Source organism: Mycobacterium sp. THU-M104, assembly GCF_049197365.1.
In the GTDB taxonomy this organism is placed as follows: Bacteria; Actinomycetota; Actinomycetes; order Mycobacteriales; family Mycobacteriaceae; genus Mycobacterium.
Genome location: NZ_JBMIOP010000126.1, coordinates 1 through 21,048, shown reverse-complemented (window position 1 = coordinate 21,048; position 21,048 = coordinate 1). Strand labels below are relative to the sequence as shown.

Annotated in this window: 15 protein-coding genes and 2 pseudogenes; 13 read left to right on the top strand and 4 right to left on the bottom strand. The window is 65.7% G+C overall.

The window, feature by feature from the left end; translation table 11 throughout:
- Positions 1-1,988 (bottom strand): AAA family ATPase (locus ACOJVU_RS11085; protein ID WP_421529828.1); only part of this gene is annotated, 1,988 nt, incomplete at its 3' end.
- A gap of 81 nt (positions 1,989-2,069) precedes the next feature.
- On the opposite strand from ACOJVU_RS11085, the gene ACOJVU_RS11080 reads away from it, so the two are divergent.
- From ACOJVU_RS11080 to ACOJVU_RS11050, 7 genes are all read left to right on the top strand, one after another.
- Complete coding sequence (locus ACOJVU_RS11080; RefSeq protein ID WP_421529827.1) at positions 2,070-2,633, top strand: TIGR00730 family Rossman fold protein; 564 nt, start codon at positions 2,070-2,072, stop codon at positions 2,631-2,633.
- A gap of 164 nt (positions 2,634-2,797) precedes the next feature.
- A complete protein-coding gene (gene fadD6, locus ACOJVU_RS11075; RefSeq protein WP_421529826.1) occupies positions 2,798-4,591 on the top strand; it encodes a long-chain-acyl-CoA synthetase FadD6 in 1,794 nt (597 codons plus the stop codon).
- Between the two features lie 146 nt (positions 4,592-4,737).
- Entirely contained in the window at positions 4,738-5,562 is an 825-nt protein-coding gene (gene folP / locus ACOJVU_RS11070; RefSeq protein ID WP_421529829.1) for a dihydropteroate synthase, read from the top strand.
- A complete protein-coding gene (locus ACOJVU_RS11065) occupies positions 5,559-6,554 on the top strand; it encodes a glucosyl-3-phosphoglycerate synthase (protein ID WP_421529825.1) in 996 nt (331 codons plus the stop codon). Before folP ends, ACOJVU_RS11065 begins: the two co-directional genes overlap by 4 nt.
- 47 nt (positions 6,555-6,601) lie before the next feature.
- The gene (locus ACOJVU_RS11060; RefSeq protein ID WP_421529824.1) at positions 6,602-6,958 is read left to right on the top strand and encodes a DivIVA domain-containing protein; all 357 of its coding nucleotides are present in this window, start codon (positions 6,602-6,604) and stop codon (positions 6,956-6,958) included.
- 1 nt (position 6,959) lies between these two features.
- Positions 6,960-7,541 (top strand): DNA-3-methyladenine glycosylase I, encoded by a 582-nt coding sequence (tag, locus tag ACOJVU_RS11055; protein WP_421529823.1) that lies wholly within the window; start codon positions 6,960-6,962, stop codon positions 7,539-7,541.
- A gap of 166 nt (positions 7,542-7,707) precedes the next feature.
- Positions 7,708-7,881 carry a DUF3117 domain-containing protein gene (locus ACOJVU_RS11050; protein WP_066995255.1) on the top strand — a complete coding sequence of 58 codons (174 nt, stop codon included), beginning with the start codon at positions 7,708-7,710 and terminating at the stop codon, positions 7,879-7,881.
- A 46-nt stretch (positions 7,882-7,927) separates the two neighbouring features.
- Here ACOJVU_RS11050 and glgA read toward each other — a convergent pair whose 3' ends face one another.
- On the bottom strand, positions 7,928-9,094 hold the full coding sequence (gene glgA, locus ACOJVU_RS11045; protein WP_421529822.1) for a glycogen synthase: 1,167 nt from the start codon (positions 9,092-9,094) through the stop codon (positions 7,928-7,930).
- A gap of 205 nt (positions 9,095-9,299) precedes the next feature.
- Between glgA and glgC the strand changes: the two genes are divergently transcribed.
- From glgC to ACOJVU_RS11020, 5 genes and pseudogenes are all read left to right on the top strand, one after another.
- Positions 9,300-10,514, top strand: a complete 1,215-nt coding sequence (gene glgC / locus ACOJVU_RS11040; protein WP_421529821.1) for a glucose-1-phosphate adenylyltransferase — start codon at positions 9,300-9,302, stop codon at positions 10,512-10,514.
- Positions 10,515-10,700: 186 nt separating this feature from the next.
- Positions 10,701-10,877, top strand: a pseudogene (locus ACOJVU_RS11035) (IS1634 family transposase); the annotation flags it as partial.
- Positions 10,878-10,940: 63 nt separating this feature from the next.
- Positions 10,941-11,186, top strand: a pseudogene (locus tag ACOJVU_RS11030) (transposase); the annotation flags it as partial.
- A gap of 346 nt (positions 11,187-11,532) precedes the next feature.
- Positions 11,533-12,474 (top strand): sulfotransferase family 2 domain-containing protein, encoded by a 942-nt coding sequence (locus tag ACOJVU_RS11025; RefSeq protein WP_421529820.1) that lies wholly within the window; start codon positions 11,533-11,535, stop codon positions 12,472-12,474.
- A 42-nt stretch (positions 12,475-12,516) separates the two neighbouring features.
- Entirely contained in the window at positions 12,517-13,653 is a 1,137-nt protein-coding gene (locus ACOJVU_RS11020; protein ID WP_421529819.1) for a class I SAM-dependent methyltransferase, read from the top strand.
- 62 nt (positions 13,654-13,715) lie between these two features.
- On the opposite strand, the gene ACOJVU_RS11015 is transcribed toward ACOJVU_RS11020, so the two are convergent.
- Entirely contained in the window at positions 13,716-14,963 is a 1,248-nt protein-coding gene (locus ACOJVU_RS11015) for an ISL3 family transposase (protein ID WP_421529818.1), read from the bottom strand.
- Between the two features lie 677 nt (positions 14,964-15,640).
- Here ACOJVU_RS11015 and ACOJVU_RS11010 point away from each other — a divergent pair.
- On the top strand, positions 15,641-19,774 hold the full coding sequence (locus ACOJVU_RS11010; RefSeq protein ID WP_421529817.1) for a glycosyltransferase: 4,134 nt from the start codon (positions 15,641-15,643) through the stop codon (positions 19,772-19,774).
- Positions 19,775-20,113: 339 nt separating this feature from the next.
- On the opposite strand, the gene ACOJVU_RS11005 is transcribed toward ACOJVU_RS11010, so the two are convergent.
- Complete coding sequence (locus ACOJVU_RS11005; protein ID WP_421529816.1) at positions 20,114-20,569, bottom strand: ISAs1 family transposase; 456 nt, start codon at positions 20,567-20,569, stop codon at positions 20,114-20,116.
- Positions 20,570-21,048: the final 479 nt, after the last annotated feature.

Here is a 21,048-nt window from a genome sequence, read left to right as displayed (position 1 = left end):
CAATCGATCTCGTCGCACAGTCGGGCCAACGGATCCGCGGCGCGAATGTCCCCGAGCCGCAACGCCTCATACCATGCCCGCAGCGCCGTGCCCGGCTGGCCGCCGCGTTCGGCCATCCGCGCGGCGTCCCGGGCTGCGGCTATGGCACCGTGTGTGTCGCGCACCGCGGCCAGCCGCCAGGCCCGCGCCACACCGAGCTCGGGAGCGAACAGCGCCGACTTGGTTCCGTGGCGAGAGTCAGCCCTGCTCAATGTTTTTGCCGCCGCCGCGGTGTCGCCCAGTTGCGCCAGCGCGGTGGCCAGTAGCGTCAACGACAGCGGTCCCCACGAATACCCGGTGCGTTCCAGCGCGGTGGCCGCCGGGCCGAGCAGCGCGGCGGCCCGGCCGAATTCCCCGGCGGCGATCAGCACATGGGCCAGCAGCACTTCGCCGATCGCGCGGCCCGGCTGCTGCAGCTCGGCGAAATCGGTGAACTGCTGGGCGAGCTCGGCCGCCGCGTCCAGCCGGCCGGCCATCACCAGCGCGGTGGTCTGCCCCAACCCGATGGTGAAACGCAGCAGCCCGGGATGTTCTGCGGCCAGGGCGCGTTGGGCCATGGGCTCGACGTCGGCGAACCGGCCCTGCCGCGCTGAGCACAGCGCGGCCGCGCTGGCCGCCCAGGCCACCGCCTGGTCGTCGGCCGACGGCGATGCCAGCACCTTTCGGGCGATCTCGACGGCATGGCCGACGTTGCCGGCGTTCATCGCGAAGGTGGCGCTCAGCGCGTCCAGAGTGGTCAGCGAGGCAGCGTCGGCGATTCTGGTGCGGACGGTCCGCAGGAACGCGGTGGCGCGTTCGGGCTCGCCGAGCATCCAGAACTGGTTGGCCGCGCGCAGCAGCGTGAAGGCCATCAGGTCGGGTTCGGCCAACGCGGCGCCGTCGACGGCGCTCAGCACCGCCTCGGTCTCGCGGCCACGACCCTGCCACGCCAGCGCATGGGCCAACGGCAGCCGCGCCGCGAGGTCCCCAGAACTGTCCAGCACCGAGCGGGCCAGCGCCGAGCGGGCCAGCCGTTCACCCAGATCGAGGTCACCGAGCCGCAGGGCCTGTTCGGCGGCGGCGACCACCTCGGAAACCGGCTGCGGGGCGTCGCTGTCCAGCGCCAGGGACGCCAGCCGCAGCCGCTCGGACAGATGCCCGGGCTCACGCCGGGACAGCAACGCGACGATCTCGGTGCGCCGTCGCCGGGCACCGTCGGGTCCGAGCGCGGCTCGGGCCCGCTCGGCGAACAGCGGGTGCGCGGTGTAGACCACCGGTACGCCGCGTTCCCGCGTCTCCGCCGCGCCCCAGTCCTGCGCCTGCGAGACGGCGCCCTCCCCGGCCAAAACGGTCAGGTCGGCCAGCGTCAGCGGTTCCTCGACGGCAAGGTAGTCCAGCACCGACCGCGCCGGTGCGGGCAGCGCGGCGATGAACTCGTCGACCTCGACCGGGTCGGTCGGCCCGCCGGGCGCCGTGACGTCGATGCGCTCCAGCAGATCGTCGGTCCACAGCGCCGCAATGGCCTCGGGGGTGTGCGGTGCGGCGTCCGCGCGGGCGGTGACGACCAACCGGACCGTGCCGGCCAGCGCCAACTGGTAGACCAACGTGGCCGACAGGATGTCCAGGTGGTGGGCGTCCTCGACGACCAGGAGCAGATCCTCTCCTTCCAGCTCGCTTTCCAGTGCGGCTCTGGCCGCACGCAGCAGCGCGGCCGGCTTGCCGATGTCGGCGATCGCGACCAGATGGCTGAAGGCCCCGAACGGCACCGCCCGCTCGCCCGGGGTGCCGGTGACCCACCGGGTGAGCAGCCTCGGGCGTCGGTGGGCGAGGCGCTCGGCGGCCAACCGCGCCACTGTGGATTTCCCGACGCCGTCGGGCCCGAGCACGACGGCTCCGGCGCCCTGGGCGAGGGCGTCGTTGCAGCGGTCCAGTGCCGCCGCGTGCCGCGGGACGTTCCAGCGAATCGGCACCGTCAGATCCTATTGCGGACGAGAGCCAGGTGGGGCCCATCGGTGGGCGCGCCGCCGGGTCGTGGTCTACCTTTGGCGGGCATGGGCCCGCAAGGCAACGTGACCGGCAGATGGGCCGTCTGCGTGTACTGCGCGTCGACACCGACGCATCCCGAATTGCTCGGCCTGGCCGCCGAACTCGGCGAGGCGATCGCCGAGCGCGGCTGGACTCTGGTGTGGGGCGGCGGCCGGGTTTCGGCGATGGGGGCGGTGGCCGGCGGGGCGCGGGCCCGCGGCGGGGACACCGTCGGCGTCATCCCGCGGAATCTGATGCGCCACGAGATCGCCGACACCGACGCCGACGAGCTGATCGTCAGCGACACCATGCGCGACCGCAAGCGCACGATGGAAGACCTGGCCGACGCCTTCGTCGTCCTGCCCGGTGGTATCGGCACCCTCGACGAGCTGTTCGACGCGTGGACCACCGGCTACCTCGGGATACACGGCAAGCCGATCGTGCTGCTGGACCCGTGGGGGCATTACCAGGGGTTGTGGGGCTGGTTGTGCGGGCTGAACGACAGCGGTTATGTCTCGCAGTCGGCGATGGACCGGTTGGTGCTGGTCGACAAGGTGAGTGCCGCGATCGACGCGTGTGCGCCCGCCTGAGCCAGCGTCGACCGGTTGTGCCGGCGGGTTGGCGGTTGTGCCGACGGGTTGGATCGTCGGTCTCCGCAGCGGGCCGTCCCGGCTCGCACCGTCGCCCGATAGGCTGGCCGCCGAGCTGCACTGTTGACCGAGTTGGCCTGCGGGTAGGGAATAGAGGAATCGACGTGTCCGAATACGGCGGGCGTGCGCGCACAGCGGTCGGCCTGACCGACATCGCAGTCAGGCTGCCGGGCGTGCTGGCCGATGTGCCGGTCATCGTGCGCGGGGCGCTCACCGGGCTGCTGGCCCGACCGGGTTCGGCGAAGTCGATCGGCACGGTGTTCCAGGAGCGGGCCGCTCGCCACGGAGACCGGGTCTTTCTGCGGTTCGGCGACCAGGAAGTGACCTACCGGGACGCCAACGCGACCGCCAACCGCTACGCCGCGGTGCTGGCCGCGCGAGGCGTCGGCAGGGGCGACGTCGTCGCGATCATGCTGCGCAACTCGCCCAACACGGTGCTGGCCGCGCTGGCCACGGTCAAATGCGGTGCCGTCGCCGGAATGATCAACTACCACCAGCGCGGCGAAGTGCTGGCTCACAGCCTGGGCCTGTTGGACGCCAAGGTGTTGATCGCGGAGACCGACCTGGTGAGCGCGGTCGCCGAGTGCGGAGCCGCCGGCAGCACCGAGATCCTCACCGTCGAAGACCTCGAGCGATACGCCGTGAGCGCTCTGGCCAGCAACCCGGCGTCCGTCTCGGCCGTGCGGGCCGGCGATCCCGCGTTCTACATCTTCACCTCCGGCACCACGGGGTTCCCCAAGGCCAGCGTGATGACGCACCTGCGGTGGCTCAATGCGCTGGCCGCGTTCGGTGGTGTGGGGTTGCGGCTGAAAAGCTCCGACGCGCTCTACAGCTGCCTGCCGCTGTATCACAACAACGCACTGACGGTGGCGCTGTCCTCGGTGATCAACTCGGGGGCGACCCTGGTGCTGGGCTCGTCGTTTTCGTCGTCCAGATTCTGGGACGAGGTGATCGCGGGCGGGGCCACCGCGTTCATCTACATAGGCGAGATCTGCCGGTACCTGCTCAATCAGCCGCCCAAGCCGACCGACCGTGCGCACAACATCCGGGTGATCGCGGGCAACGGGCTGCGCTCGGAGATCTGGGACGAGTTCACCCAACGGTTCGGCATCGGCCGCGTCTGCGAGTTCTACGCCTCGAGTGAGGGCAACGTCGCGTTCATCAACGTCTTCAACGTGCCCAGGACCACCGGACTGTTCCCGATGCCGCTGGCCTACGTGGAGTACGACCCCGATACCGGCGCGCCGGTGCGCGACGAGAGCGGCCGGGTGCGCCGGGTTCCGGCCGGACAACCCGGCCTGTTGCTCAGCCCGGTCAATCGGCTGCAGCCCTTTGATGGTTACACCGACCAGGAATCCAGCGAAAAGAAGTTGGTGCGCAACGCTTTCCGCGAGGGTGACTGCTGGTTCAACTCGGGAGACGTGATGAGCCCGCAAGGCCTGGGGCATGCCGCCTTCGTCGACCGGCTCGGCGACACCTTCCGCTGGAAGGGCGAAAACGTCGCCACCACGCAGGTCGAGGCGGCGCTGGCGTGCGACGACTCCGTCGAGGATTGCACGGTGTTCGGTGTCGAGGTTCCCCACACCGGAGGGCGCGCCGGGATGGCCGCGGTCAAGCTGTTCGAGGGCGCCGAGTTCGACGGTCACGCGCTGGCCCGCGCGGTGTACAGCCGCCTTCCCGCGTACGCGCTGCCGTTGTTCGTGCGGGTGGTGGAGTCGATCGAACAGACCACGACGTTCAAGAGCCGCAAGGTCCAGTTGCGCGAGCAGGGCTACAGCTTTTCTGGCCCCGGCTCCACGGATCCGCTGTATGTGCTGGCCGGCCGCGACGAGGGGTATGTGCCGTACTACGACGAGTACCCCGACGAGGTGGCGGCCGGTGCGCGACCACGGGGTTGACGGCCCTGTTCGGCGGGCGTGACGCCACGACGCGAATCGCGCCGGAAGCCGCCCTGGCGTTACGCGCCCGAGCGGCGGCCAGGCACCATGTATACGTGCAGTCCACTCTGTGCGGCCGCCCGGTCGCAGGGGATCGCCCGCTGATCATGGCGATCGTCAACCGCACCCCGGATTCCTTCTACGACCGCGGTGCCACCTTCAGCGACGGCGCCGCCAGGGACGCGGTGCACCGGGCCGTCGCCGACGGCGCCGACGTGATCGACGTGGGCGGTGTCAAGGCGGGGCCTGGTGACACCGTCGACGCGGACACCGAGATCGCCCGTCTGGTGCCGTTCATCGAGTGGCTGCGCAGCGCCTACCCGGACCAGCTGGTCAGTGCCGACACCTGGCGCTCGGAGGTGGCCAGGGTGGCCTGCCGGGCCGGCGCGGACCTGATCAACGACACCTGGGGCGGCATCGACCCGGACCTGCCCGCGGTGGCCGCCGAGTTCGGGGCGGGCCTGGTCTGTTCGCACACCGGCGGCGCGCTGCCACGCACCCGCCCGTTCCGGGTGAACTACGGCACGTCGGACCGCGGTGTGGTGGACGACGTGATCCGTCGGGTCACCGAGGCCGCCGAGCAGGCGGTGGCGGCGGGGGTGGCCCCCGACAGGGTGCTCATCGACCCTGCCCACGACTTCGGCAAGAACACCTTCCACGGGCTGGCGCTGTTGCGCCACGTGGGCGATCTCGTCAACACGGGGTGGCCGGTGCTCATGGCTTTGAGCAACAAGGACTTCGTCGGGGAGACTCTTGGAGTGGGATTGACCGAGCGGTTCGAGGGAACACTGGCGGCGACCGCGCTGGCGGCGGCCGCGGGCGCGCGAATGTTTCGGGTGCACCAGGTCGCGGCCACCCGGAGGGTACTGGAAATGGTGGCCTCGATCCAGGGAACTCGCCCGCCGGCGCGCACGGTGAGGGGACTCGCATGACGGCATCGGAGATGGTCGCCGGCGAACTGGCCCGGCAGGGGAGGGTGTCCGGCCGGCCGGGAGACGTCTGGTTGTCCGACCGCTGGTACCGGCCCGGCTGGACCGTCGGTGAGCTGGAAGCCGCGAAGGCCGGGCGGACCATCTCGGTGGTGCTGCCGGCCCTCAACGAGCAAGACACCGTCCAATCGGTGATCGAGAGCGTCTCGCCGCTGCTCCGAGACGGCGAGGGCCTGATCGACGAACTGATCGTGCTGGACTCCGGCTCGACCGACGACACCGTGATCCGCGCCATCGCCGCGGGCGCCCGCGTCGTCAGCCGCGAACAGGCGCTTCCCGAGGTGCCGACCCGGCCCGGCAAGGGCGAGGCGCTGTGGCGCTCGCTGGCGGCCACCAGCGGCGACATCGTGGTGTTCGTCGACTCCGACCTGATCGACCCGCATCCGATGTTCGTGCCGTGGCTGGTCGGTCCGCTGCTCACCGGCGACGATGTCCAGCTGGTGAAGAGCGTCTATCGGAGGCCTCTGCAGGTCGGCGACGCGGACGGCGCCGCGGGGGATACGGGCGGCGGGCGGGTCACCGAGCTGGTGGCCCGGCCGCTGCTGGCGGCGCTGCGGCCGGAGCTGGGCTGCATCCTGCAACCGCTCGGCGGTGAGTACGCGGCGACCCGGGAACTGTTGACCTCGCTGCCGTTCGCCCCGGGCTACGGCGTGGAGATCGGCCTGCTTGTCGACACCTTCGACCGGGTGGGGCTCGGCGGGATCGCACAGGTCAATCTGGGAATACGGGCGCACCGTAACCGGCCGTTGGCCGAGCTGGGCGCGATGAGCCGCCAGGTGATCGCCACCTTGCTCTCGCGCTGCGGGATCCCCGACTCCGGGGTGGGTCTGACCCAGTTCCTCGTCGACGGGTCCGGCGGTTTCGGCTTCACCCAGCGCACCTCGCCGGTGTCGCTGGCCGATCGGCCGCCGATGACAACCGTCCGTCCGCGTTGATCCCCGGGCTGTCGGCGCGATAAGCGCGATAGGGCAGTATCGGTCACGTGGTGTTGGTGTTGCTGTACCTGGTCGGGCTGGTGCTGGTCGCGATTGTGCTGTTCGGCGCGGCCAGCCTGCTGTTCGGTCGCGGCGAGCAGCTGCCGCCCCTGCCGCGGGGGACGACGGCGACGGTGTTGCCCGCTTACGGTGTGACCGGCTCCGACGTCGACGCCGTCAAATTCACCCAGGTGTTGCGCGGATACAAGACCAGTGAGGTGGACTGGGTACTGGACCGCCTCGCGCGCGAGCTCGAGGCCCTGCGCGGGCAGCTCGCGGCGGCCCATGCGTCGGCTGCCGCGGCAAGAACGTGTCCCGGTCGCGATCCGGTGGAACAGGAGGGTGGCCAGGATCGTCAGGACTGAGGTGGGCGAAGACGAGCTGGTTCGCTGCGGCTGGGCTTCGGTGCGGCCCGGGTCCGATCTCGATCTGTACCGCGAATACCACGACCAGGAGTGGGGCCGCCCGGTGCGCGACGGGGTGGCGCTGTTCGAGCGGTTGAGCCTGGAGGCCTTCCAGAGCGGTCTGTCGTGGTTGGTCATCCTGCGCAAGCGCGAAAATTTCCGGCGCGCGTTCTGCGCGTTCGACGTCGAGAAGGTGGCCGGATACACCGATGCCGACGTGCGGCGGCTGCTGGCCGAACCGGGAATCGTCCGCAACCGGGCCAAGATCGAGGCAACGATCGCCAACGCGCGCGCGGCTGCCGAGCTCGGATCTCCGGACGATCTGTCCAGGCTGCTGTGGTCGTTCGCGCCCCAGCCACGGCCACGGCCGACCGACGGCAGCCAAATCCCCTCGGCCACTGCCGAATCGAAGGCGATGGCGCACGAGCTGAAACGGCGCGGATTCCGTTTCGTGGGGCCGATCACCGCCTATGCGCTGATGCAGGCAACCGGCATGGTCGACGACCACATTCGTGCGTGCTGGGTGCCCACGTCGGGCCGCTGAGACCGGAGACCAGGGTCTTGGTGCACGTCGTGACCCCCATAGGGGACAATGGGGGGGTGATTTGGCTGTTCGATGTCGGGCGTGGCAGGAAGTTCGCCGGCGGGGCATGCTCGACGCCCACCAGGCCCGCGGGAGCGGGCTGGCCCGACTGTGGAGGGAGCACTCGATGGCGGCGATGAAGCCCCGGACCGGCGATGGTCCTTTGGAAGCGACCAAGGAGGGGCGGGGCATCGTGATGCGGGTACCACTCGAGGGAGGTGGCCGATTGGTCGTCGAGTTGACGCCCGACGAAGCCGCTGCCCTGGGTGACGAACTCAAAGGTGTCACCAGCTCCACCTGAGATCTGCGTGGCCAAAGGCCGCCAAACGTCGCCAAAGGCCTGGGCGCTATGCACACACCCTCTGGTAGACGTCCAGTGTCCGCGCGGCGGCGTGGGCCCAGGAGAATTCCTCGATGCAGCGCTGCCGTCCCGCCCGGCCGTAGCGTTCGGCTTTTCCTGGGTCGGCGATCAGCTCGTTGACCGCCTCGGCCAATGCGGCCCGGTATCCGCACGCGTCGTCGGGTTCGTAATGGACCAGCGAACCGGTGATGCCGTCGGTGACCACCTCGGGTATGCCGCCGACGTCGGAGGCCACCACCGCGGTCCCGCAGGCCATCGCCTCCAGGTTGACGATGCCCAGCGGCTCGTACACCGAGGGGCAGACGAAAACACTAGCGGCCGAGAGGATTTCGCGCAGATCTGCGGTGGGAAGCATCTCCTGCACCCAGAAGACACCGGAGCGCGCGCGGGCCAGTTCGGCTACCGCGCTGCGCACCTCTTCGGCCAGTTCCGGGGTGTCAGGGGCGCCGGCGCACAGGATCAGCTGTACCTCGGGGCTGAAATGGTGTGCGGCGGCGACCAGGTGGGAGACACCCTTCTGCCGGGTGATCCTGCCGACGAAGGCCACGATCGGTCTGCTCCGGTCGACCCCGAGTTCGGCCAGCAGCGAGCCGCCGGCTGCCGCGGGACCGGCGGGATACCAGACATCGGCGTCGACACCGTTCCGGATGACATGCACGCGTCCGGGATCCAGTGCGGGGTAGACGCGCAGCACGTCGTCGCGCATGCCGGAACTGACCGCGATGACGGCGTCGGCGGCGAGCACCGCGGTGTGCTCCACCCAGGTCGACACCCGATAGCCCCCGCCGAGCTGTTCGGCCTTCCACGGCCGCAGCGGCTCGAGGGAATGCGCGGTCAGCACGTGGGGGATGCCGTAGAGCAACGCGCTCAGGTGCCCGGCCAGGCCGGTGTACCAGGTATGCGAATGCACGATGGTGGCTGCCGAGGCGGCGTTGACCATCATCAGGTCCGACGACAACGCCGACAGGGCCGCGTTGGCGCCCTGCAACCGGGGATCGGGCTGCTGGGCCTGTGCTCCCGGGCGAGTCGCGCCCATGCAATGTACGTCGACGTCACACAGCCGGCGCAGCTGGGCGACCAGCTCCGTGACGTGGACTCCGGCTCCGCCGTAGACCTCCGGTGGGTACTCCCGCGTCATCATCGCCACCCGCATATCGGCACCGTAGTGCGGCGAAGGCGAAACCCGCGAATCGGGCCGAGGAGCGGCCGGAGGATGCGGCCCGGCGCGGCGACGAGGCGGGGACGGTGGGCCGCGGTGCGGTCCGGGCGGGCCAAATACCTTGACGGACAGCCCGTCAGAGCCGTAAAAACCCAGGCTCCCTCTGGCAGCAGTTCGCAACGGCCGATAGGTTTGTGCCATGAGGGAAGCGCCACACGTGCTGGGCATCGTCCTGGCCGGCGGTGAGGGCAAGCGGCTGTATCCGCTGACCGCGGACCGGGCCAAGCCCGCAGTTCCCTTCGGGGGTGCGTACCGCCTGATCGATTTCGTGCTGTCCAATCTGGTGAATGCCCGATTCCTGCGGATCTGTGTTCTCACGCAATACAAGTCGCATTCACTCGACCGTCACATTTCGCAGAACTGGCGGTTGTCCGGCCTGGCCGGTGAGTACATCACGCCGGTGCCGGCGCAGCAGCGACTCGGCCCGCGCTGGTACACCGGCTCGGCCGATGCGATCTATCAGTCACTCAATTTGATCTACGACGAAGACCCCGACTACATCGTCGTTTTCGGCGCCGACCACGTGTACCGGATGGACCCAGAGCAGATGGTCCGGTTCCACATCGACAGCGGGGCCGGCGCGACGGTGGCCGGTATCCGCGCCCCGCGCAGCGAGGCCACCGCCTTCGGGTGTATCGACGCCGACGACTCCGGCCGCATCCGCGAGTTCGTGGAGAAGCCGCTGGACCCGCCGGGAACCCCTGACGACCCGGGTTCCACGTTCGTGTCGATGGGCAACTACATCTTCACCACCAAGGTGCTCATCGACGCGATCCGCGCCGACGCCGACGACGACCACTCCGATCACGACATGGGCGGCGACATCATCCCGCGGTTGGTCAACGACGGAATGGCAGCGGTCTACGACTTCAGCGACAACGAGGTGCCCGGAGCCACGGACCGCGACCGGGCCTACTGGCGCGACGTCGGGACACTGGACTCCTTCTACGACGCACACATGGATCTGGTGTCGGTGCATCCGGTCTTCAACCTCTACAACAGGCGCTGGCCGATCCGCGGCGAGTCGGACAACCTGGCACCGGCGAAGTTCGTCAACGGCGGCTCGGCGCAGGAGTCGGTGGTGGGGGCCGGCAGCATCATCTCGGCGGCGTCGGTGCGCAACTCGGTGCTGTCGTCCAACGTCGTGGTCGACGACGGTGCGATCGTGGAGGGCAGCGTGATCATGCCGGGCGCGCGGGTGGGCCGCGGCGCGGTGGTGCGCCACGCGATCCTGGACAAGAACGTCGTAGTCGGGCCCGGGGAGATGGTCGGGGTGGACCTGGAACGGGACCGGGAGCGGTTTGCGGTCAGCGCCGGTGGCGTGGTCGCGGTGGGCAAGGGCGTCTGGATCTAGAGCACCTTGGTCGTTAGCCCGTAGTTTCCCCCACTGAGTGGACTGCGAATCCCCGATGTTGTTCGTGAGCAGGTTTTTGGCGTTCATGCTGGGCATGCAACGTACTCATGAATGATCAGGATTCAGTCGGCGTGTTTACCTGCAATGTCGTGAACATAGCGCAGATGAGCTGATGATAACGTAATCATGTATGTGACACGGGTTCCGAACCGTGGGTCACCATCGGCGGTACTGTTGCGGGAAAGCTACCGCGATGACGGCAACGTGAGAACGCGCACCCTGGCCAACCTGTCGCGCTGGCCCGAACACAAGGTGCAAAAGCCACGACGTGCCCTCAAAGGCCTGCCGGCGGCGCCGGATCTAGGAGGGCGCTGAATAATTGGCGCGCCTCTCCGGAAACATGGTCTGAGCTGGGATAATTGGTTCATGCAGGGTGTTGAGCGGGTGGATCGGGAATTGTTGGACGCCGAGGCGCTGGTCGGTCATCTGGTGGCTGAGGGCAGCATGTTCGCGTTTTTGGCCGCACATCGTCAGGATGTGTTCCCGGACAATGCGTTCGAGGACTTGTTCCCGTCCGGGAAGGGCCGGCCCTCGATCCCGGTGTCGGTGATGGCCGCGATTCTGGTGTTGCAGACCCTGCATGACCTGTCGGATCGGGAGACCGCCGAGGCGGCCCGTTGTGGCAACACATCGACGCGGCGACCGCAAGACTGGTTACCGACGAAACGCCGCGCGTTTCGCTGTGATGTTTGTGCCGGGGGCGCTGCTGTAGCGGTGTTGTAGCGGTGTTGCAAGGAGGAGCAAACAACAACCCGCGGGCGTTTGACTGGCCCTGCTAATCTCGAATCCCAGGTGTCGGTCAAGGCACTTGTGGCGCGCCGGAATGGAGTAAGGACGAGGCTCGGCGCCACGACCAGCGTGGAAACTGCATCACCCCAATCCGACAAGTTGAGCAATCCGACAGCCCCGGCACAGGTCAGGGGAAGGACGTCAGCCAAATGGCCTCATCGGTGACCGGATGAACGTTTTACTACCCAGGGCCACCGCCATGGTGCTTGATAAGTGGAAGGTCATCTACGCAATCACGCCCGAGCTGATGGGCACGAGCATGCTGTGGATGATGTCGGGGCTGCAAAACGAAGACCCCGCTCGCTATGTGGCCCACTGCCGGGCACCCGAGGTTACCCGCGCACTGGCTGTGCAGGACCCGGCGATCTGGCAACAGTGGTTCAAGCCGCTGCATCTGCTCCCGGCGGACGCAATCGAGCAAGTTACCAGTGAAGACGGCTGGTTCCGGTTTGGTTGGGCCCGGCACCCTGTGGACCGATTATGGTCGGCCTGGCAGTCGAAGCTGCTGCTTCGCGAGCCGCTGTTTGTGGAACTGTACGGCACGGCGCAGTGGTTCCCGCGTAGTCCAAAGGAGCTATCCGAAGGTCGACGGCGGTGGTGGGCACGACGAACAGCTCCCGCCCTCGGCGCCATTGCCGAGGGCTTCGAACGCTTCGTTGCCGCTCTGGCCCAGGACCTGCAGCTTCTCACCGCCGACCCGCACTGGGCACCACAGAGCTACTTGCTTCGCCCCAAAGTGTTTCCATACTCAGAGATTGGGCGCATCGAGTCGGCCCCGGTGACCCTCGGCCGACTCGAAAGCCACTTGCGGGCACAAGGCTGGCGGGGGACGCTCGACCTGAAACGGCTCAACGTCACGCTGCTGCCGCGCGTAGTCATCCGCGATCCGACGCTGCTGCGACTGATCGAGAAAATTTATAGCGATGACATGACCGCTTTCGAGTATGAGCCCGCGAATGTGGGCCGTCCGCCTTCTGCGGATGCCAGCGCCATTGCGGTAAGAGCAATGGCCGAACTGGTTGAGCGGCATGAGCGGATCGACGATCTTCACCGGATGCTCGCGCAAGATTACTACCCAGGGGCACCGGGCGGTTCCCCGGAAGTGGAGTAGCGAAAGGTGCACTGCCCCAACGAAGAGCGACAGGATCGCCGCATGGTGGTGAAGATACCCGAGGTCATCCAGCGCCCTAGCGATGACCTGATCACCGGTGCTTGCCTCGACTCCCCGCAGACGGGCCCGGTCGACAGATACGCGCTCGAGGTCAGCGGTTGGGTCGTAGGCAAGGCGCCGGTAGCCGAGGTGGAATTCGTCCACGAGGAAAGCGTGGTTGCGAGCTGCGAGCTAACTGTTTCGCGGCCCGATGTGGCCGAACTGTATGGCAGTTCGTCACAAGTGGGGTTCTCGAAGGCGATCGGAACGATCAGCCTCGCATCAGCCTTCACCATTGAGGTGAGGGTTGTCTTCCAGGATGGACGCCGACGCCAGATCGCGGAAATACGCGGCAGGCAATCGATACAAAGGGGGGCGGGCCCAGTGCACGACTTTGACGATGCGACCAACTCGTTCCGCATGCTCGGGGTTCCATATCTTGACTTCCTGACCGCATTGCACACCCATCTGACGCCGCGCACATACTTCGAGGTCGGCACAGAGACTGGGTCTTCGCTGGCGCTCGCGGGTTGCGACGCGATCGCGGTGGACCCTCAGTTTCAGCTTGAGGTTACCGCCACCGGCAACCGCAGGCGCACGTTCTTCTTCCAGATGCCGTCGGACACTTTCTTTGCGACCGAAAATGTGCGGCAGTTGCTGGGACGGCCGGTGGACATGGTCTTTTTGGATGGCATGCACCGGTTCGAATTCCTGCTGCGCGATCTGATCGGGACAGAGGCTGCCTGTCACCCCCGCTCACTGATCCTGCTGCATGATTGCGTGCCTTTGAATCCGCGGATGGCGTTGCGGCAGTGGTTGCCGGGCGATCCCTCGGAGAAAGACACCGCCGGCATGTGGACTGGCGACGTTTGGAAGTTACTGCCAATCCTGAAAAAGTACCGCCCGGATCTGCGACTACATGTGCTGGACTGCCCGCCGACTGGCCTGGTCGCCGTCACCCGCGTCGACCCGGCATCGCACGTTTTAGCCGATCGCTACTACGACATCATCGATGAGCACGCCGCAACCGTCATGGACGAGAATCGACTGCAGTCGTTGTGGGAAGAACTCGAAATGACCGACTCGGGTCCGCTCTGCGAGGAACCCGACCGCCTGACCGCGCTGTTCAGCCTCTACTGACCTCGATTTTTCACGGGGATGGTCGGATCTGGGGATCTCCTGACGTTTCCGTGGGTCGGGTTTCATGCTGCTCGACCGGGTAGTGCGGGGCACAGGGCGCCGCGGGTGAGCATGGCCATGCCGATCAGCGCCCCTGGGCTGTGAAACCCGTACGCACGCGTGGTCAAGGCCCGCAGGTGGGTATTGGTGGCTTCCGAGCGGGCATTCGACAGTTGGTGGTCGAGGGTGTTGCCGATGAGCTCCTTGTGACGGCGGACGGTGCGGGCTACGGCAACCAATTCCGGGCTGCGCGAGTGCGACGCCCAGGACAGCCAACCAGCCAGCAAACGACGGCCGTCGCGGCCTTTGACCCGAAACACCTCGCGGAGTTGCTCTTTGAGCAGATACGCCCGATACAGCGTGGCGTTGGTAGCCGTGATTGCGGCCAGGCTGGTGCGTTGCTCACCGGTCAAGTCGGCCGGGTTCTTGCGGGTCGCCCACCTCGCGTGCCGATCCCGCACGCCAGCTGCTGTCATGGTGCGTACTCGCACCTTGTCGAGGGCTTTGAGCGCCCAGGCCACGACATGAAACGGATCCAGGCAGATCACCGCGGCCGGGGCCCGGTCGAGCAGCGCGGCGTGAATCCATCGCGCCCCGTCACAGCTGACGTGAGTCAACGCCGCGGCACGTTGGGCGCCGAGCTGGTCGAAGAACTTCCCCAAGGTGTCCTGGTTGCGGCCTTCGGCTGCCCACACCAGCCGGCCGGTCGTGTGATCGATCACGCACGTCACGTAGCGATGTCCCTTGCGGTAGGCGATCTCGTCGATGCCGATGCGGGTCAACCCGGCCAGCAGGTCGTTAATGTCGCGGCCATCGGCGACCACCCGGCCCACGATCGCGGCGATGGTGCGCCAGGCCACCCGCAAAAACACCGCCACCACACTGATCGCGGCGTGCGCGCTCAACCACGCGGCTGTGTCCTCAACCGCCCAGGTGTGACGGGCCCCGGGCCGCGCCCACGGCACGTGGGCCACCACCACCGCATGCTCGGGGCAGGCCACCCGCGGCGCTGCGGCCTGCAGATAGGCCTTCATCGTCCCCAGATCCAGGCTGCGCCAGCGCCCGATCACGCCCCCGCCGTCATAGCCCGGACAGCGTTTCTGGCACCGCGAGCACCGGCTGGCCTGGTTCGCCTTGGGCCGCGCCTCAAACGCCAGCACCTCGCTGGTCACCGGCGCCTTGCCGCGCGAAGGCTCCGTCTCGATCATCACGTCATCGACGACCATGTCCTGGCCACCGAGGACCGCCGCGAATACCCTAAAATTGCGCAACGCCGTACACCCTCCTTCGTCTTGAACCCTCTAACAGTCCAAAACGTAAGCAGGACACGGCGTTGCGCCACAAAACCCCAGGTCACGAACCCGCGACTACGGCAGAAGAGCCACATCATCGCCAAAGTCCAACGCGGCCGCGCCACCCTCCACCAGATCAAACCGCAGACAGACCACTAGGAGACTCCCGGCATGGACGAACTGCCGCGCCGCGAACTGTTCGACGAGGAGCTATACCTTCGCACGTTTCGCGACATCGCGCTCGCCGTGCGCGATGGCGAATTCTCATCGGGCTACGAACATTGGGCACGGCATGGCCGGTTCGAGGTCACTTGCAGTCAGCGCATATCCGGATCAACGTTCCTGCTTCTGCGATCGCCCACGGTGTCGAGGCCCCTGGGGTCAGTGACGACCTGGCCAGCGACGATCCATTGGGTAATTTTACCGTCGGAGGGATCTCACTAATGGTCGCGGAGCCGGATGCCGCGCAGAAGCAGCATGCCGGGTGTAAACCCGTCAAGCGACCAAGGCGGGGTGGCCAGTCGGGTAACGCCAAGGCGGCATACCCCGTAGGCGACGCGCGTCGAGTTGAGCCGAGTCCGAACCACCGTGACGCAGAGCTGACCCGGAATTTCCGGAATCTAGTGAACGCCGGGGACATCGCGGGGGCAGCCACAATGGTCGCCGATGCTGTCGACGCTGCGGGGCCGTCCGACACGGCGGTCCTGCTCCTTGCCTTCGGGATATTCCGTCGCGCACACTTTCCACCCGGCCGGCTCATCATCAAGGCCCTTCAGGCCGGACTCACCGATGCGCAGTACCGGTCTCTCGTTACCACCTGGACCGAATACTGCCGTGCCGGATTGTCTGAGGCGGAGGTGGAAAGCTTCCTCACCGCGGTCACGACCGATCGCGGGATCCTGGATGGCACGCCGGACGGCCGGTCGACCGCCCTCAGCGACAGGCTTTTCCCGTTCATGTTGGCCACAATGATCGGCAGTATCAGGCTTCGGTCGACGCTGCCGATCCGTGTTTTCCACCACCTCCAGAAGGCGATCATCCACGAGCCTGACGACACCGTACGCTCCCGCATCTGGCCGATCCTGCAGCCCGCCCTCGATGACTACCTAAAGGTAGTCTCGACCCGCAGAATGCTGGGTGACTCTTCGGATTTGGCTTCGCTGGCCACTGAGGCCGCGACATCGCTATTCCGTGAATTCCGCGAGCAGAACACCGCTGAACGGATGCACCTGGTCAGGTACGAGTCAGAGCAGCAACGCGATCGGTTGCTAGCCGAGGTCCAACGCAATCCCGAGGATGCACGGTCGGTCGTGTTCCTCGCCGAGACCTATTTCCAGATGGGCGATTTCGCCGACGCTCGCAACTGGTGCACGCGACGAATCGAAATGGGCGGCAATGACGAGGAGATCTACTGGGCACTGTTGCGGTTGGCGGCCTCGATGGCGGAACTCGGCGAACCGTGGCCAAACGTTGAAGACGCCTACCTGCGCGCCTGGATGTTCCGTCCGACCCGTGCCGAAGCCCTTCACGCCATCGCCGTTCGATACCGCCTCGACCAACGCTATCGACTTGGTTACCTGCTTGCCCAGCAGGCGGCCGAAATCCCATTCCCCGGAGAGGACATCTTCGTCATGGGATACTTCGCCGAGATTTACGCTTGGCGCGCGCTCGATGAGCAGGCGGGGTGCGCAGCCTGGATCGGTGAACACGCTGAGGCGTTCGCGCTGTGCCGACGTCTAGTCGCCCGCCCTGACATCCCCGACTGCGACCGGCAACGCATCGCGACTAACCGCGACTTCTCAGTACCGGCCATGCTCGAGGCGGCCTCACCATATCCCGAAGCCGTGGTGCAGTCGCTGATCGCTGAACCCGGTGACGCCCAGATCGCCGTCACCCTCATCGCCGGACCAGACCGCCAAACCACCGAGCAAACACTGAACTCGTTCCTGAACTGCTGCCTCGACGTGTCACGGGTCGGGCGCTTCCTGGTCCTTGACACCGGCCTCTCGGCGCCTGACCGCGCTTCACTGAAGCGACGCTACGGATTCCTCGAGTTCATCCGTCGCAGATCCACCAGCAGACCAGGAACCGAACTGGCACAGCTTCACACCCAGATCGACGCACGGTACTGGCTACACCTCGGTCAAGGGTGGCAGTTCTTCGCCCTCGACAATCTCATCAGCCGCCTCATCGCGGTGCTGCGAGCCCAACCACAGGTATTCCAGGTCGGCATCAACTTCGCCGACGCCACCACCCTCACCGGCACCACCGCAGTCGAGGACCTAGCACACCGAACACCCGACGCCGGCCGCTACGCCTTCGCCGAAAGCTTGGCCCACGGCCCAGCAATGTTCGACACCACCCGATTTAACCCAGCCATCACCCGCGTTGACCCGGCCACCGGCCCGCGCGGCACCAAGCCACGCACTGCCAGTCTCGACGAGGTGCTCTGCATCCAACCGTTCTCCGAACTCGGGCAGCAGGACCGACAGATTCCAGCAGAGACACAATTTGCCCCTAAGATCGTACGCTCGGCGTACCCGAGTAAAGTCGCGCCACGTCTGAACCACGGATTGTCCGATATACGCCTGTCGGCGACACCGATTCTTGACGTGAAACCGGTTGTCCAGATGCCGTTCCACGATGTCCAGATTTGGTCGACCACCGGAATTGACCCTAGTTTCCAATTGCATCTGCCGCCGGGCTCTACTCTCCTACATCCCGGCTGGTACGTGCTGAGCGTGGCCCTACGGCCGACCGCAGGCCGATTAAGTCATCCAAAACTGTACCGTGATCATGGTGATGGCTTTAGAGAGCAAGACAGCGACTACCTTGTACTTGCCGACAACACTACCCATCACCGGCTGCTCACCAAGGTCGAACGTCCCATATACCGATTGCGCCTAGACCCCAGCGACAGCTATGAAGTCAGCGAATTCCTGTTAGGCAGTGTCCGTATTCGCCGGATCAGTCCGCAGGAGGCCCGGAACGAAACGTGGCTGCGAACCGTGCACGAGGTCTGCGTGGCGCTGCACCCCGGCCCGAGGAGTGCGCTCAAGAATCTGTATCGCAACACGCATGGGGGAACGGACTATTCCGAGTGGGTCAAGACCCATGACACTTTGGACGACAGCTTGCGCGCGCAGATCAGGGCCGATATTGAGGCAATGGTAGAACAGCCGTTGATCTCGATCATTTTACCCGTGTACAACACGCCCGAACGATGGCTGCGCGCGTGTCTGGACAGCGTCCGCAGCCAACTCTATGGCGTCTGGGAACTCTGCATTGCCGACGACGCCTCGACAGAACCACACGTGCGGCGTGTCTTGCAGGAGTACGCCGCTAAAGATAATCGGATCAAGGTCGTCTTTCGCGAGAAAAACGGTCATATATCGGCGGCATCAAACAGTGCACTGGAGCTAGCGAGGGGTAACTATGTGGCCCTGCTGGATCATGACGACGTGCTGCCCGAGCACGCCTTGTTTCACGTCGCCCAGACTATAATTAAACATCCCGAGGCGCGACTCATTTACTCCGATGAAGACAAGATCGACGAGGCTGGACAGCGCTTTGACCCATATTTCAAGCAGGACTGGAATCCCGTTCTGTTCTGTGGCCACAACATGTTCAGCCACTTCGGAGTTTATTCGCTTGCCTTGGTGCGCGACGTCGGTGGCTTTCGCGAAGGCTATGAAGGCAGTCAGGATTACGATCTGGCATTTCGCTGCATCGAACGCGTGGCACGTGAGCATATAGTCCATATTCCTCGTGTTCTCTACCACTGGCGCGCCATTGAGGGTTCAACGGCCCGCGGGCCAGGTGAGAAGAACTACGCGCACATTGCGGCGAAAAAATCCATAAATGCCCACTTCGAACGTCAAGGAATCAATGCCGAAATTGCGCCAATCGCGGACACCGGAAACTGGCGCGTTCGCTACCATCTCCCGGAACCTGAACCATCGGTGTCGGTGATCATTCCAACTCGGAATGGTGGTGAGACCCTGCGGCGTTGCTTGGACAGCGTCCGAGAACATACCGACTACAGCAACTACGAGATCGTGATCGTCAACAACCAATCCGACGAGCAAGCCACGCTCGACCTGCTCGAACAGGAAAGTCGCCGTGAACACCGACAAGTTATGTCGTTCGACGAGCCATTCAACTTTTCACGTCTGAACAACATCGCGGCGCTACAAAGCATTGGTGACATCTTGGTCTTTCTCAATGACGATACCGAAGTCATTACCGCGGGGTGGCTCAGGGAGCTCGCGTCACTGGCGATTCAGCCAGGTGTGGGGGCGGTAGGCGCGATGCTCTACTACCCGGATGATCATATTCAACACGCTGGCGTTATTCTTGGAATAAAAGGTGTGGCGGGTCACGCTTACCCTCGGAAGCCCCGCGGATACCCCGGCGATACAGGCCGTGCTATGTTAGTTCAAGAAATGTCGGCTGTCACCGCCGCCTGCATGGCCGTAAAGCGAGACCGCTTCGAGGACGTTCGCGGCTTCGACGAATCCCTCGCGGTCGCTTTCAACGATGTGGATTTCTGCCTGCGTCTTTCGCGAAAGGGCTACCACAACATATGGACACCCAACGCCGAACTCTATCACCACGAATCCCTCACCCGCGGCTCAGACACCGAACCGTCAAAGCGTCGCCGATTCGAGGCGGAATGTGACGCAATGCGCGAGCGTTGGGGCGACATGTTACTCAACGATCCCTATTACCACCCCGCACTCTCGCTTGACCACTGCGACTTCATCACGTATTCCAGTCCCCGCTACTAACGAAGCAACCGCCAATGACTGTACCCTTTGACCTCGCCGCGATCGTCACCAAAAACTGACCTGCCCGGCCGTTTTCGGACAGTTGTTTATTTATTCTTTTAGGCGGCCCTGTGGTTATGGAACCATTCGGACTGGGCCTCATTCGGCGTGCAGTGAGGGTTTCTCTGTAGTTTCCGCGTTGGAGAGTTGATAGTACGATCGCGGCGGCGACAATTGCCACGATTCTGTTTGGGGCACAGGCGGATTCGGCGTAGGGCGGCGCCACGGGGTGCCGGAAAGGTTGATGTGTGACGCTGTGACCTCGGGGTTTATGAGGCAGGGTCCCGGAAAAGTCGTGTTTCATGAGGTCAGCTTCAGCGCGAGGGCGCGATCTGGGTGTCTGGCGTGGTGTCGTAGGCGGGCGGCGATGTTGTCCCACCCATCGATTCGCAGGATGCTGATCGCGAAATTTCGGCAGGCGGTCGTCACCCGCGGCGCCTGGCCGATACGTACCTGCGAGCCGTCCTCATCGAAGGTCACGTCCCGCACCCAATGGAGGCGATTTTCTATGCCCCAATGCCCTTGGATCCAGGCGTAGAGCCGCTGCGGCGGTGCGTCGGTGTGGTCGGCAGAGGTGATCAGGTAGACGACCTCGACGGTCTTGGTTGCCTTGTCGGTGACGGTGCGGCGCAGCTGGGCTACCTGGGCTGCACGCGGAAAGTCGATCCAGTCGGGGACATCGGCGATCGTGATCGTGCGGGTGACTCGCCGGCCACGATCACATGCTTGTGGTCTTCGTGTAACGCGGTCGCGCAACCGGGGAGCGGGTCCACTCCGTGTCCATATCGGGCCGCCATGGCGGTCGGCACTCCACGATCGTCAGATGGCTGGCTCCGCAATGTCCGCCTCGACTCGCACCTCGTCACGGAGGTGCTCCGGCACCCGGTCCCGGCACCACCGCTGCACCCGTGCGATATCCGTCTCTGGCAGACCCGCCACTGCACTAGTGTTGCAAGTCGTCCCGTTGCGACGTCGACTGGAATCCGCCCGCAGCGGGAGGCACCAACTCAACGACCGCTCGATGGCACTTTTCCGCAGGTTATGCGAAGGCCTCGGTAGAGCTACAGGTGCCGACCTGGGATGCAGAGGACTTCGTCGAGGCTGGCGGTGTGAGGTTGGGCGTGGGCCGGTGGTCGTCGGTTGCTGTTGTGGGCTTCGGTGGTTGGGTTCAGGCGTGTGGTGTCGTACATTGCCGGGCCGCTGGCGACGGTGTCGGTGAGCAGGTAGCGGCCGGC